At 60.3% G+C, this 14531-nt stretch carries 14 protein-coding genes and 1 pseudogene; 4 read left to right on the top strand and 11 right to left on the bottom strand.

Annotated features, from left to right (window positions below; all coding sequences use genetic code 11):
- The first annotated feature begins 3 nt into the window (after positions 1–3).
- The 3 genes from AC07W0_RS23370 (at position 4) to AC07W0_RS23380 (ending at position 3692) form a co-directional block, all read left to right on the top strand.
- Complete coding sequence (locus tag AC07W0_RS23370) at positions 4–1272, top strand: Zn-dependent hydrolase (protein ID WP_102618603.1); 1269 nt, start codon at positions 4–6, stop codon at positions 1270–1272.
- Positions 1269–2675 (top strand): amidase, encoded by a 1407-nt coding sequence (locus AC07W0_RS23375; RefSeq protein ID WP_102618604.1) that lies wholly within the window; start codon positions 1269–1271, stop codon positions 2673–2675. Before AC07W0_RS23370 ends, AC07W0_RS23375 begins: the two co-directional genes overlap by 4 nt.
- 153 nt (positions 2676–2828) lie before the next feature.
- On the top strand, positions 2829–3692 hold the full coding sequence (locus tag AC07W0_RS23380) for a LysR family transcriptional regulator (RefSeq protein WP_017847522.1): 864 nt from the start codon (positions 2829–2831) through the stop codon (positions 3690–3692).
- 176 nt (positions 3693–3868) lie between these two features.
- Here the strand turns inward: AC07W0_RS23380 and AC07W0_RS23385 are convergent, their stop codons facing one another.
- The 11 genes and pseudogenes from AC07W0_RS23385 to AC07W0_RS23435 all read right to left on the bottom strand — a co-directional run bounded on the left by AC07W0_RS23385 (position 3869) and on the right by AC07W0_RS23435 (position 13439).
- Positions 3869–5380 carry a hypothetical protein gene (locus AC07W0_RS23385; RefSeq protein WP_102618605.1) on the bottom strand — a complete coding sequence of 504 codons (1512 nt, stop codon included), beginning with the start codon at positions 5378–5380 and terminating at the stop codon, positions 3869–3871.
- Positions 5381–5496: 116 nt separating this feature from the next.
- Entirely contained in the window at positions 5497–5874 is a 378-nt protein-coding gene (locus AC07W0_RS23390) for a hypothetical protein (protein ID WP_102651113.1), read from the bottom strand.
- Between the two features lie 247 nt (positions 5875–6121).
- On the bottom strand, positions 6122–6484 hold the full coding sequence (locus AC07W0_RS23395; RefSeq protein ID WP_046490578.1) for a hypothetical protein: 363 nt from the start codon (positions 6482–6484) through the stop codon (positions 6122–6124).
- Between the two features lie 30 nt (positions 6485–6514).
- A pseudogene (locus AC07W0_RS23400) lies at positions 6515–6726 on the bottom strand (hypothetical protein); the annotation flags it as partial.
- Between the two features lie 26 nt (positions 6727–6752).
- Positions 6753–7109 carry a hypothetical protein gene (locus AC07W0_RS23405; RefSeq protein WP_026140096.1) on the bottom strand — a complete coding sequence of 119 codons (357 nt, stop codon included), beginning with the start codon at positions 7107–7109 and terminating at the stop codon, positions 6753–6755.
- Positions 7110–7129: 20 nt separating this feature from the next.
- Entirely contained in the window at positions 7130–7507 is a 378-nt protein-coding gene (locus AC07W0_RS23410) for a hypothetical protein (protein WP_102651114.1), read from the bottom strand.
- Between the two features lie 248 nt (positions 7508–7755).
- Complete coding sequence (locus AC07W0_RS23415; protein WP_102618812.1) at positions 7756–8118, bottom strand: hypothetical protein; 363 nt, start codon at positions 8116–8118, stop codon at positions 7756–7758.
- Between the two features lie 2 nt (positions 8119–8120).
- Complete coding sequence (locus AC07W0_RS23420; protein WP_102618813.1) at positions 8121–9116, bottom strand: hypothetical protein; 996 nt, start codon at positions 9114–9116, stop codon at positions 8121–8123.
- Between the two features lie 136 nt (positions 9117–9252).
- Positions 9253–10317 (bottom strand): lipocalin-like domain-containing protein, encoded by a 1065-nt coding sequence (locus AC07W0_RS23425; RefSeq protein ID WP_046382781.1) that lies wholly within the window; start codon positions 10315–10317, stop codon positions 9253–9255.
- Positions 10307–12769: an ABC transporter permease gene (locus tag AC07W0_RS23430; protein WP_102618814.1), complete on the bottom strand. Its 2463-nt coding sequence runs from the start codon at positions 12767–12769 to the stop codon at positions 10307–10309. The genes AC07W0_RS23425 and AC07W0_RS23430 overlap by 11 nt, the downstream gene beginning before the upstream one ends.
- Before the next feature lies 1 nt (position 12770).
- Entirely contained in the window at positions 12771–13439 is a 669-nt protein-coding gene (locus AC07W0_RS23435; protein ID WP_046382779.1) for an ABC transporter ATP-binding protein, read from the bottom strand.
- A 279-nt stretch (positions 13440–13718) separates the two neighbouring features.
- Here AC07W0_RS23435 and pmrG point away from each other — a divergent pair, with 279 nt between their 5' ends.
- Positions 13719–14399 carry a lipopolysaccharide core heptose(II)-phosphate phosphatase PmrG gene (gene pmrG, locus AC07W0_RS23440; protein WP_026140097.1) on the top strand — a complete coding sequence of 227 codons (681 nt, stop codon included), beginning with the start codon at positions 13719–13721 and terminating at the stop codon, positions 14397–14399.
- Positions 14400–14531 lie beyond the last annotated feature (132 nt).

Below are 14531 nucleotides of genomic sequence, written 5' to 3' on the forward strand. Positions count from 1 at the left end.
AAGATGAATAGCTTTGCACAACCGCTCCAGAGCAACGCCCCGCTGATCAACCGCGACCGCCTGTGGCAATCGCTGATGGACTTGGCCCGACTCGGCGCCACCGTCAAAGGCGGCGTGTGCCGCCTGGCCCTCACCGACCTCGACCGCCAGGCCCGCGACCTGTTCGTGCAGTGGTGCGAGGCGGCCGGGTGCAGCGTCAGCATCGACGCCATCGGCAATATTTTTGCCCGGCGCCCAGGGCGCAATCCCGCCCTGCCGCCGGTGATGACCGGCAGCCACATCGACACCCAGCCCACCGGCGGCAAGTTCGACGGTTGCTTCGGGGTGATGGCCGGCCTGGAAGTGATCCGCACCCTCAATGATTTGAAGATCGAAACCGAAGCGCCCATCGAGGTGGTGGTATGGACCAATGAAGAAGGCTCGCGCTTCCCGCCGTGCATGATGGGTTCTGGAGTGTTCGCCGGGAAGTTCGACTTGCAGGACACCTTGGACAAGCAGGACGACCAGGGCCTGTCGGTGGGCGCCGAATTGCGGCGCATCGGTTACGCCGGTTCGCGTGCGGTGCTCGGCCATCCGGTCGGTGCGTATTTCGAGGCGCATATTGAACAAGGCCCGGTGCTGGAAGACCGCGCCACCACCATTGGCGTGGTGATGGGCTGCCTGGGCCAGAAGTGGTTCGACCTGACCCTCACCGGCGTCGAAGCCCACGCCGGCCCAACGCCGATGCACCTGCGCAAGGACGCCCTGGTCGGCGCCGCCGAGGTGGTCAGCGCGGTCAACCGCATCGCACATCAACAGCAACCCCACGCCTGCGGCACGGTCGGCTGCCTGAGCCTGCGCCCCGGCTCGCGCAATGTGATTCCGGGCCAGGTCCAGATGACCATCGACCTGCGCCATCTGCATGCCGACAAGCTGCAGGCCATGGTCGATGAAGTGCGCGGCGTGATCGAAGCCAGCGCTGCACGCCACGGCCTGACGTTCGAGTTGACCGCCACCGCCGACTTCCCGCCGCTGGACTTCCACCCGGCCTGCGTCAACGCCGTGCGCGACGCCGCCTACGCCTTGGGCCTGAGCCATATGGACATCGTCAGCGGCGCCGGGCACGACGCGATTTTCGTCGCCGAACTGGGCCCGGCCGGGATGATTTTTGTGCCGTGCGAAGGCGGCATCAGCCACAACGAAATCGAGAACGCCGCACCGGATGATCTGGCGGCAGGTTGCGCAGTGTTGCTGCGCGCCATGGTCAATGCGGCACAGGGGGATCAGGCATGAGTGAGATCGGCCAACTGACGGCGGTGCAACTGCTGCAGCATTTTCGTGACAAGAGCTTGTCGCCGGTGGAAGTCACCGAAGACGCGCTGTTGCGCATCGAGCGCTATAACCCGCTGATCAACGCCTACTGCCATGTCGATGCCGAGGGCGCACTCAACGCCGCACGCGCCTCGCAAGCGCGCTGGTTGAAAGGCGCGCCCTGCGGCGCGCTGGATGGCGTACCGGCGTCGATCAAGGACCTCACGCTGACCCTCGGCATGCCCACGCGCAAGGGCTCGCGCACCACCTCGGCCGAGGGCCAGTGGGACGTGGACGCGCCCTTCCCGGCGTTTATGCGCAAGGCCGGTGCGGTGCTGCTGGGCAAGACCACCACCCCGGAATTCGGCTGGAAAGGCGTCACCGACAACCCGCTGTACGGCATCACCCGCAACCCGTGGGACACGCGCATGACCACCGGCGGTTCCTCCGGCGGCGCGGGCGCGGCGGCTGCGCTGAACCTGGGGGTGTTGCACCAAGGCAGCGATGCCGGCGGCTCGATCCGCATTCCCTGTGCGTTTACCGGCACCTTCGGGATCAAGCCGACCTTCGGCTATGTGCCGCAGTGGCCGGCCAGTTCGATGACGATCCTGTCGCACCTGGGGCCGATGACCCGCACCGTGGAAGACAGCGTCTTGATGCTGCAAACCGTCGCACAACCGGATGCGCGAGACGGCTTGATCGGCGCGCCAAGGACCACGCCCTGGTTGTCGGAGACCGCGGACTTGAAGGGCCTGCGCATTGCCTACAGCCCCACCTTCGGCTACGTCGATGTCGACCCGCAGGTGGCCAAAGTGGTCGCCCGGGCTGTGGCGGGCCTGGTGCAGTTGGGCGCCCATGTCGAACAGATCGACCCGGGTTTCAGCGACCCGCAGGAGGTGTTCAACACCTTATGGGCGGCCGGCGCGGCCCGTCTGACCGGCCCGATGAGCGCGGCGCAAAAACAGCTGCTCGACCCCGGCCTGCTGCGTATCGCGCAACGCGGTGAGGGCCTGAGCCTGGACGATTTCAGCGCGGCCCTGGAAGCACGGGCAGCCCTGGTGGCGCGGATGGCGGCGTTCCATGAGCACTACGATGTGCTGGTGTCGCCGATGATGCCGATCACCGCGTTCGAGGCCGGGCACAACGTGCCGCCAGGCTCCGGAATGCACGAATGGATGGAGTGGACACCGTTCACCTACCCCTTCAACCTGACCCAGCAACCGGCAGCGTCGGTGCCGTGCGGGTTGGCGGCGAATGGCTTGCCGGTGGGGTTGCACGTGGTGGCGGCGCGGTTTGCCGATGAGACGGTGTTGCGGGTTTGCCAGGCATATGCAAAGGCATTCCCTACCGCCCCCCTGCCAGCCCCGATCACCAGACCAGCATAGATCCAACCCAACGCTGGGAGGGGGCTTGCTCCCGATTGCAGTGTGTCAGTTGACTGATCGGGTTCTGGCACACCCCCATCGGGAGCAAGCCCCCTCCCACAGTTCTTGAGCGCATTCCACTACAATAGGCCCCCAATCATCCCCGGGGGCTTCATGGACATCGAACTGGCACGCACTTTCCTCGAGATCACCCGCTGCGGCAGCCTGGCCGCGGCGGCCGAGAAACTGCACGTCACCCAGACCGCCATCACCGCACGCGTGAAGAACCTCGAAAGCCAGCTGGACAGCACGCTGTTTGTGCGCAACCGCGCCGGTGCGCGACTGACCGCCGACGGCGAGGCCTTTGTGGTGTACGCCAACCAGCTGCTGCAAACCTGGGAAGCCGCGCGCCGCGACCTGCCATTGCCCGAGGGCTATCGCAATGTGCTGCATATCGGCGGTGAGGTCAGCCTGTGTAACCCGTTGATGCTCGGCTGGGCCCAGGCCTTGCGCGAACATATCCCAGGCTATGCGCTGCGCACGGAAATCCGTGAGGGCGAATACCTGCTGCGCCAATTGGAACTGGGTGTGCTCGACGCCGCGCTGGTGTTCCAGCCGCAGTACTGGCCAGGTTTGCAGGTGGAGCAGGTGCTGGAAGAAAAGCTGATCCTGGTGCAACTGGTGAGCAAGCCGGGCCCGTATGTGTATATCGACTGGGGCCCGGGGTTTCGCCAGCAGCATGACGCCGCGCTGCCCGACAAGGCCCGCGCCGCGCTGAGTTTCAACCTCGGGCCCTTGGCGCTGCAATACATTCTGGAGAACGGCGGTGCCGGATATTTCCGTACCCGAGTGGTGCAAAGCTACCTCGACAGCGGCGTGATGCAACGCGCGCCCAAGGCGCCGGAGTTCAGCTTCCCGACGTTCCTGGTGTACTCACGGGCGCGGGATTCGGCCGTGTTGCAGCAGGCGCTGGAGTTGCTGCGCGGTGTGGTCAAGGCGGAAAGCGACTGGTCGCAACGCTGGGACCCGCTGATTTGAATGTTCACGCCTGAGCCCGTCCTATTACGGGCTCGCCTATTGGAGCAAAAACTCGCACATTCGCCACCGCCCGGGAGCATGACACGCGTGCCGTTGAAACTGGCGCTGACGCCATAATGCAAAAAGGGCATACAGGCGCTCGGCCTGTATGCCCTGGGTACTACCGGTTTACTGCATCAGCTCTTGGTGCTGCTGAGCAGCGTCTGTTTGCACAAGTGGCCGAAGCTGACGTACTCGACATTGTCACCACCGACACCGATGCCCGGATACTCCAGTACTTCCATGCGCCACACGCCGTAGTTAAAGTCGCTGCGCCAGGTGTTTTTGTAGCCCTGGGCATAATCGACAAAAGTGGTCTGGAAATCACCGGAGCACGTGCCCACGTTGATCGTGCCGCTGGCTTGACCCGAGCTGTCGGTGGCTGCCGAGTAGGCCTTGTAGACGATATTGCCGGTGTCCGGGTTGATATGCTGATCGAGATACACAATCGGATGCAGCCCTACCAGCGGCGCACCGGTGCTGTCCGACAGGCCCATGGTCCAAGTCAGGTCGCGATAGGCTTGGGTGGTCATGTAGCCATAGCCCACATTGGAAGCGGAGAACGGGATGCGCAACACGTTCGCCTCGCCTTTTACATCAGGGCTGTTCACCCGCGGGCTGGAACCCAGCGACAGGTTGTATTTGCCCGTCGCGCTCCACGGTTCGTTCGGGTGCTGGTTCGGACGCACGCGCACCTTGACCACCCCTCCGACGCCAGGGCTCGGGATCGAGGTCGATAGCACATTCGCGCCCACGGTGACCCACTGCGCGCCATCGAAACGCTCCAGTATCCATTTGCCCCGCGCGCTGCCGCTGGCGGCGTCGGCAGTCAATGCGATCCCCACGCTCTGGCCACGTACTGCGGTGAAGTCGAAGTAATCAACGTCATCGAGACTGTCGGCATTGCCACTGATGTAGTTCAGCGTGTCAGGCAGTTTGAAGGCGGTGTCCGGCGTGTCATTGGGTTCGAAGGCGTCGAGGTTGGTATCGACCGCCACACCGAACTGAAAGCCCGACCCCTGGACCGCCGCGTTGGCTTCCATGAACCAGTAGTAATCACCGGCCGGCACCACGCCGCCAAGGCTCTCATCAGCGGTGCCCGGGTTATTGGAGGTGCCCAAGGGCAGCGGATTGCCCTGGCCGTCGTCCTGGAACAAGGTCAACGACATGTCGGTGCCCGCCGTCTGGCTGACCAGCAGAGCGTTGATCCGGGCCTTCTTCGGCAGGTTGAAGTGGTAGCACAGCAGGTCGCCGGTTTGCACGCCGGTGATCGTATAGAGCGCGTTGACATCCAGCGTGGTTTCACAGCCCTGAACCAGCGCCGCCTGCACTGCAGCAGCCTGTTTGGCAGTGGCTTTCTGTACTTGGGTGACGGGGGCCGGCGCGGTGTTGTCTTCCACCACCGAGTCGGCCTTGGCCTTCGCGGCGAATACCGCTTTCTTCGACTGAGCGCCTGCCCGCAGTTGCTGTTTCAGCGCCGTGGGAGCCTTGTTGGCGGCAATTTTTGCACTGGATTTCAACGCCTGTTTGACGCTGGGTTGAAGCGCTTGCGCAGCCAGGTGAGGGTATTGCTCGGCCAGGGCGAAGGCCGAAACGAAGCAGGAGGCCGCCATGGCTGCACCCAGCAGAAGGTTTTTTTTCGATTTCATTTTTTATCCATCCATAGTTAAAAACTGAAGGTCAGGTGACATCCGGTCACCTGGGATGGACTGTAGGATATTACTGTATGTATGTACAGTATTTTTTGAAAAGAATGCAGTGCCTTTCAGATGTTGATGTTGCACCACCTGCGCCAAACCGACCAAACCACCGTTGCGATGGTCCAAATGAACGCAAGGTAATAGGGCCACAACACCCAACGTTTGAGCGCTAAAGGAATAGACGCCAGTTCGGCTTCGGTCACAAGACCGGCTTTCACATGGCGTTTAGAGTCTGCAAGGTATTCAAAAATCAGCATCATGCGATATTGTCTGTCGATCCATTGGTTTCGTCGCCAAAAGCGCTTGTTGTTGCGAACTTCTTCATTTTCACTGAAGTAACTTTCCAACTCGTCGAGTTTTGTATATTCGGCAAATAGCATAAGTCCCAAGACGACAAACATTCCAAAAAACCAAACAATGGTATAGGCGAGAAAAAAATCCATGGTTAAGCCCCCTCTGGCTGGAATATCAAATCACCAATGAAGTTGGCGTCGAAATATAGGCAAGCGAATACTGTCCGGACACAAGCCCTAGGGGGCTCAATCACATTTAGGAAGTTGCCTACACAGAAGAAGATCGGCGCCTACAGAAAAGTGCTAATACCTGGTCATCTCCAGAGCCCTTAAACCTCACCGACCCTTCCAGTACGGAATACTCAGGTTCATCCAGGTGGCGGTGAGGACAGGTGAGCTACCATCGGTACCAAATTTCCCAAACGACTGATGCGATCAGCCAAATAAAAGAAAGACGATACGGCCACAGTGCCCAACGCTTGAGGGATATCGGGATTGAAGCCAGTTCTGCCTCAGTCACATCGCCCCTCTTTACATGCAGTTTGGGCATTCCTAACAATTGATTGATCAGAAGCATGCGCTGAAACCTGTCGATCCGCATATTTCTTCCCCAAAAACGTTTGTTATCGCAAACCAGCTTGTTTTCACTGAAGTAGCTTTCCAACACTTCGAGCTTTTTGCACTCTGCATATAACATCAGCCCCACGCCAACCAGAGCGCCTACACACAGCAAAATACTAAAGACGAGAAAAAAATCCATAGTCAAGCCCCCTCTGGTTGAAAGATAAAATCACCATCGTTCTCTATGATCTTGCCGCCTAGAAACCCCACCTTCAAACTGCACCGGCCCTTGCCAGTACGGAATATCCAGGCCTTCGGGTTGACAGCTTCAGTTATGGACAGCGGCGTTGTGCAGGGTTTGGGTTGACCTTCGCGGTCGTTCCAGGTGCCGGTGAAGTAACCCGTACTGTCCTTTTTCCTTACGCGAAACAGCATCAACTGCTCAGGTGTAGGAAAACGAGCGACCACTAGAGCCAAGTGCACCAATAGCCCCAGCTAATAGCCAAAATCATCGCAAGGCGATATGGCCACACGGCCCAACGCTTAAGTGATAACGGAACGCAGGCCAACGCTTCCTCAGTCACAAGACCTTCTTTCACGTAGCGTTTTGACATTAGCAGGATATCAATCATCAGGCCCATGCGATGAAATCCGCCGAACCGTGGGCTTGGCCCCCAGAGTTGCTTACGTTTACGAACCTCTACGTTTTCACTGAAGTAACTTTCCAGCTCGTCGAGTTTTGTCCATTTGGCAAAAAGCATCAGTCCCAGGACGACGAACGTCCCAATAGACATTACAAGGGTGTAAGCAGGAAAAAACGACATCATTAAACTCCCTCCCTCGTTCAAATTGGAATGTTGCACCACCTGCGCCAAACCGACCAAACAACCGTTGCGATAGCCCAAATGAACGCAAGGTAATAGGGCCACAACACCCAACGTTTGAGCGCTAAAGGAATAGACGCCAGTTCGGCTTCGGTCACAAGACCGGCTTTCACATGACGTTTAGAGTCTGCAAGGTATTCAAAAATCAGCATCATGCGATATTGTCTGTCGATCCACTGGTTTCGTCGCCAAAAGCGCTTGTTGTTGCGAACTTCTTCATTTTCACTGAAGTAACTTTCCAACTCGTCGAGTTTTGTATATTCGGCAAATAGCAGCAGTCCCAAGACGACAGACATCCCAACAAACAACACAATGGAATAAACGAGAAAAAAACCCATGGTTAAGCCCCCTCTGGCTGGAATATCAAATCACCAATGAAGTTGGCGTCGAAATATAGGCAAGCGAATACCGTCCGAACACAATCCCTAGGGGGCTCAATCACATTTAGGAAGTTGCCCACACAAAAGAAGATCGGCGCCTACAGAAAAGTGCTAATATCTGGTCATCTCCAGAGCCCCTTAAACCTCGCCGGCCCTTCCAGTACGGAATACTCAGGTTCATCCAGGTGGCGGTGAAGACAGGTGAGCTACCATCGGTACCAAATGCCCCAAACGACTGATGCAGCCAGCCAAATAAAAGCAAGACGATACGGCCAAAGTGCCCAACGCTTGAGGGATATCGGGATTGAAGCCAGCTCGGCCTCAGTCACATCGCCCCTCTTTACATGCAGTTTGGGCATTCCTAACAATTGATTGATCAAGAGCATGCGCTGAAACCTGTCGATCCGCATATTTCTTCCCCAAAAACGTTTGTTATCGCAAACCAGCTTGTTTTCACTGAAGTAGCTTTCCAACACTTCGAGCTTTTTGCACTCTGCGTATAACATCAGCCCTACGCCAACCAGAGCGCCTACACACAGCAAAATACTAAAGACGAGAAAAAGATCCATAGTCAGGCCCCCTCGGGTTGAAAGATAAAAACACCATCGTTCTCTATGATCTTGCCGCCCAGAAACGCACCGCTATCCCCCCCTGCATTTCCTCCTATATACCCTCCCCCGGCGCCGCCGATAATTCCACACGTCAGTGCTCCGGGGCCTTTAGTTGCAATACCCAAAAAAATCGTACAGGCGCGACGCGTAGCAATAGCACCCGCCGCAGTGAGCCAGGATGCTCCTGCCACCCCGATTACTAGCCTCCCCGTCTCCACATACTTCGCCCGCCGACACTGCGCCTCCCGCCCCACCACACACGCCTCCTTGATCTCCAAACCCGCTGCGCCCACATCCAGCGCCAGCCCAACATAAGTGCCCTTGCCCAACCACTTCGACGTCTGCGAAATCGCCTTCAAGCGCTGTGCATACCCGGCGATCTCGCCTTTATTCAGATAGCTTTTGGTCGAAATCCCCAGCACCTTCTTCAGCGATTGATTGCCGCGCAATCCCGTGCCAAATCGTGCGGCACCGCGCAGTTGCGTGCCCAGCAGCGCCAGCAGCACTTGGCGCTGGCGGATAAACGCCTGGCGATCCAACCCGCCGGCTTTCAGGCGTTGATGCAGACGTTCGATTTCCTCCAACGTATTCACGACTTCATCCAGGTGCCGAGACCACGCCGATGTCGCACTGCCGATACCTATCGAGCCATACGTCAGAAGGCTCTGCAGCAGGTCGTAGTTATCGATCATCGTCTGTGCAGCCGCAGCGTCCAGCTCCAGGTTGCGATCAATTTCCTCGGCATAACGCACCCACCAGGATTCATTCCAGGAACAACTGACGCTCTCCGTGTCTGGAACAATCACCATCCGCCCCGGTATCACCCACCCACGGCGCAGGTGATGATTCAACACATCAAAATGGTCAGAGTGCTGGCGGCTCATGCCGTGGCCCATCAGCCAGGTTTTCAAACTGCTGTAGCTGATTGGCTTGTCGTTGATGTATCCCCGCGCCATGCCTTACATCCTTGATGCGATGAAGTTGGCGTCGAAATATAAGCAAGCAAACACCGCCCCGGCACAAGTCCGAGGGGGCTAAATCACATTTGGGAAGTTGCCTACGCAGAAGAGGATCAGCACCTACAGAAAAGTGCTAATACCCGGTCATCTCCAGATACCCAACCCCACCCTCAAACTGCACCGGTCCTTCCCAGTACGGAATATTCAGGTTCATCCAGGCCTTCGGGTTGACGGCATCGGTGGTGATATCCAACTGCTTGCCGGGAATTTTCAGCGACCAGCGTGTGGGGATACGTCGCCCGTCGATGTCAGTGGTGGCCAGTGGCGTAAGCTGGATATCGGCGTTGTGCAGGGTTTGGGTATGGCCCTCGCGGTCGATCCAGGTGCCGGTGAGATAACCCGTGCCGTCCTTTTGCCTAACGCGAAACAGCATCAACTGCTCGCCACGGTCCAGGTGCAGGGAAAACCAGTCCCAGCCGGTCTGGCCGGCGGCCAGGGGTTGGCTGCTCCACTCGCGGTCGAGCCAGGCCGGGCCCGTGACTTGGTAGACCTTGCCGTCGAGACTGACGCTGCCGTTGGCGGTGAAAAACGGCTGGCTGTAGTAGTACGAGGCCTGGCCCTGGTCGGACTTGCGGCTGTAGCCGTTGTCGCCTTGCAGCACCAACGGGCGACTGGACGTCAGTTGCAAGTCGTAGGCGAATTGCGGACCGCTGGCCTTGAGCTGCATGTCCGCCAAAGGGCCGGCGGCGCCTGGGCGGGTGGCGAAGCTCCAGTCATCGATCCACGCGCTGAACGGCGCGGCCCGGGCCCCGGCCTGGCCGACGCCGCCACGGGCGTAGCGCTCGGCGGCGTAGTGCCGGGTGGCCGAGGTGACGGCGGCGTGGCCGAGCCAGATCGTTGAGTCGTGCCAGCCCGGTTGCGTCGGCCCGGCCTTGAGGGCATTGCGAAACAAGGTCCATTGCACGCCGAACACATGGCCCTGGGCGTCTTGCAGGTTGGCGGTGACGTACCACCACTCGATGCGAAAACCGGCGTGAGGGCCGTGGTCCTCAGGAAAAGCGAAGACCTTGCCGGGCACCACCTGGGCAAAATCCGCCGCATCACTGCCCAGGCCGGCGAAACTTTCCTCGGGCGCGGGGGCTTTGTCACAGCCGCTCACCAGCACCAGAGCGAGGCACAGCAGCGCCTTAATCTTCATGGGCAAACGTCCTCAACAAATCCGCCGGGCGACTGCGGTACAACTGCCACAACGGCCATGCCGACGCCAGCAACGTGGCCAGCAACGCCAGACCCAGCAGTCGCGCCAGCTGCCAGGGAAAAATATGCAACGGCAGGCGCCAGCCAAATGCCTGCACATTGATCACTGCATCCAGGCACCACGCCAACAGCAACCCCAAGGGCAACGCCAGCAGCAGCGTCAGCACCGCGAGCAGCCAGGTCTGTCCCAGGTTGAGCAGCATCAATTGCCGGCGCGTCACGCCCAATGCCCACAGCGGGGCGAGTTGGCCGAGGCGGCTTTGGCTCTGGGTCAGCAGGCTGATGAACAGCGCCACGCCCGCCACGCCCAGCGTCAGGCTGTTCAAGGCGGCGGTGGCGGCAAAGGTGCGCTCGAACACTTGGCTCGACCAACCCTTGAGGGTCTGTTGGTCAACGATACGGCTGTCGTCCAGGGTGAACTCGCGCTGCACCTCACGCACCAGCGGCGCCACGTTTTGCGGCAGTACGCGCAGGTTGAAGCGCGCTGGCGACAGCGTCGGCCAATGCGCCAACAGGTGCTGCGCATTGACCAGCACGTGGCCCTTGGGGTTGCCATAGTCGGCGTAGATCCCCACCACCTGCGGCGACCACACACCCTCGGGCGTGGGGATGTTGACGGCGTCGCCCACTTGCACATTCAAGCGCCGCGCCAGTTGCTCGCTGAGCATCAGCGTGTCACTGCGCAGCAACTGGTCCCACGGCGCGCTCACGGCTTCGAGCAACGGCCAGTGCTGGCGATAGGTCGGCGCGTCGACCACGCCAAACACATCCGCCGGCCAGCCCTGTAATTGCACGGCGACCTGCCAGGTGGGCAGCACCGCCTGCACCAGCGGTTGTTGCGTGAGCCAGGTATTCAAGCGTTCGGACTGGGCCGGGGTGCTTGGGTTGAGGTACAGCTCGGCGGTGAGGCGTTGTTCCAGCCAATTGCTGAAGGTCAGGCGAAAACCCGAGGTCATTGAGCCCGCGCCGATGTTGGCCGCCAGCGCCAACAGCAACGCCATCAGCGCCAGGCTCAAGGCCGGCAACTGTTGGCGGCAGTCGGCGAGAAACCACTGCCCGAGCACCGAGCGGCTGCGTCCCAGCAGCGCTTTCAACAGCGCATTGAGCAGCACCGGCAGCCCCAACGCGGCACCGAGCAGCAAGGCCGCCATCAGCACAAATCCGGCAGCCAGGCTGTTACCCCACCATAGCGCCAACAACGCGATCAGCAACGCCGCACTCGCCACCCGGCCCTGACGCCGCAACCAGCGCCCATGGGCCTCATGCCAGGCCTGAGGGTTGGCCAACGCCAGCAACGGCAAGCGCGCCGCGCGCCACACACTGCCGGCCCCGGCGAGCAACGCCCCGAGCAGGCTCAGGCCCAACCCGGCGAGCCACCACCACGGGCTGAGGCTCAACTGCCCTGGCACTTCAGCGCCGTACAGGCCGCGCAGGCTGGCGGCCACATCCGGCAGCAAGACACTGGCGAGCACATAGCCGCTGGCGACACCGAGCACACCGCCAAGCAGGGCCAGGGCGCCCAGTTCCATGCCCAGGCCGAGGAGCAACATCCGCCCGCTGACCCCGCAGGCACGCAAGGTGCGCAGCAGCCCGCGCCGCTGTTCCAGGGCGAGGCCGATGGCGGCATGGACGATAAACAGCCCGACCACAAAGGATAAAAAACCCAGCGCATCCAGGTTCAGGTGAAAGCTTTCGGTGAGGCGCGCGAGATTATTGTCCTGCGCCTGTTTGAGTTGCAGTCCGGCCGGCGGCGTGAGATGGGTGGCGGCGAACGATGTGTCGAGCAACAACCGCGACAGGCGCCCCGGCATGTCCAGCAACGGTTGGGCAAAACCGATGTCGGTCAGCAACAGGCCGGGGGCCATGTCCGCTTGAACCTGCAACGGCGGCAAGGCTTGCCCGCTGGCCGTCAGCGGCCGTTCACCGGCCTGCAACCCCAGCGCCTGCAAGGTGTGTGGAGCGATCCAGGTGCGCCCCGGCGGGTTGAAGAACGCGACCATTTGCGCCTGGCTCAAGCGCTGCCCCGCCACCGCGCCGCTGCCGGGCAGCGACACCGGATCGATGCCCATCAATTGCAGGCGCCGGTCCTCATGCCCCTTGAGCTGCACCCGCCCTTGCACCACCGGCGACACCGGCCAGCCGGCGCGACGCAACTGGGCAAACAGCGCCTGGGGGAAGCTGGCACCGTCGGGCATGCTGAGGCTGGCCTGGGGTTCGCCGCCGATCAACTGACTGGCTCGGGCGTAGCTGTCCCGCGCCTGGCTGTTGAGCGCTTGCACCCCGGTCAGCAGCGCGGTGGCCAGCCACAGCCCAGTCAGCACACTGAAAAACTGCACGGGGTGGCGCCGCCAGTGGCTGAGCAACGCGCGTAAAGTCCAATAGAGCACCGCCATCTCAGCCGACGTCCGCAGGCAGCACGTGGCCGCGGTGCAACACCACCTGCCGGTCGAGCCGTGCGGCAATGCGCGGGCTGTGAGTGACCATCAACAAGCTGGTGGGAGTGTCGCGCAACAGGTCCAGCAGCAGTTGCAGCACCTCATCGCTGGTAGCCTCATCCAGATTGCCCGTCGGTTCATCCGCCAGCAGCAAGCCGGGTCGAGACGCCAGCGCCCGCCCCACTGCCACCCGTTGCTGCTGGCCGCCGGAGAGTTGTTCCGGGTAGCGCTTGAGCAGATCCCCCAGGCCCAGACGCTCGACCAACTGCGCTTGCCAACGCGGATCAAAGCGCCCCGCCAGGCGCGCCTGGAACGCCAGGTTGTCGTCGACGCGCAAGCTGCCGATCAGGTTGAACTGCTGGAACACCAGGCCGATCTCAGTGCGCCGCCAATCGGCCAACTGCCGCTCGCTCATCTGATCCAGACGCTGCTCACCCACGCGGATACTGCCGCCGTCGACACGATCCAAGCCGGCCACCAGGTGCAACAGCGTGCTTTTCCCGCTGCCGGACTCGCCCATCAGCGCCAGGCTGCCACCCTGCGCCAAGTGCAGATCAACCCCGGCCAATACCGTCAGCGGGCCCTGCGCAGTGACGTAGCATTTATGGACACCTTGCACTTGCAACATGGGAACGCTCGCTCGCCAATGGACAGCAATCGAGGATAACGGCTGACCGCCCTCGCCACGCAAATTTTTCACATACATTTCACCGGTTACCTACCGACCACCGAATAAAGTGCCGAACAAGCGTCAATAACGCTCAACTTATTAGTTGTCGGCACACATAACTTTTAACGCTCCGGTTTTCAGCAAAAAGACAGCAACTGTATGACAGGCTCTTGCTCCACTACGGGCCCAGTCAAACGGTTGTGCCTGACTAATAAAAAGCTGCCTGACATCCCCACGGTGAATAGTGTGGTTAACCTGACCCTGACCAAACCGCGTTCCTATCAAGCTCGGGCAAAACGCCTGAAAAAACTCTGGCTGGGCACGACAGCGCTCGCCCTGTTCGGCACATTGCTGACAGGTTTGCTGGCCTGGCCTGTATCGCCACCGGACCTGAGCACGGCCAATCGCCTGCTGACCTCAGGTCTGCTGGCTAATTGGCGCGATGGCAATCTGGTGGTGCTGGTCCGCCATGAAGAACGCTGTGACCGTTCCTCCAATCCTTGCTTCGGCCCCGCCGATGGCCTGACGATCAACGGCACCCAACAGGCCGTCGAAATCGGCAAAGCCTTTAAAATACTGGGCATGGAGGGTACAGACGTGTTCAGCAGCCCGACCACCCGCACCGCCCAGACCTCGCTGTTCATGTTTGGCAAGACCGAACTGTCGCCAAGCCCGCTATCGATCTGCGGCGATGCCATGGGTGAGGAAATTCTCAGCCACAAGCAACCCGGGCACAACTTTTTGCTGATTACCCACAGCGCCTGCATCAGCGACATCGAACGGGACCTCGGCTTCCCCCACGCCAAATCCACCGAATACGGCAGCGCGTTATTCGTCAAGGTGCTGGGCAACGGCAAGCTCAAGGCCGTGGGCATTATAAACAGCGGAGACTGGCCAGAGGCGCTCAAGCAACTTTAGACACTTTTACCTACACAAGAGGCAGATGTTCAGCCAAACGACAGCCAACTTCTGGCATGTTTAACTGCGCCTGTTAGTTAAGGACGTCATGAATACTTTCAGCCCATTAGTGAACACTGTGACCTTTTATCG

The sequence above is a fragment of the Pseudomonas sp. GW704-F2 genome (genome assembly GCF_059423025.1).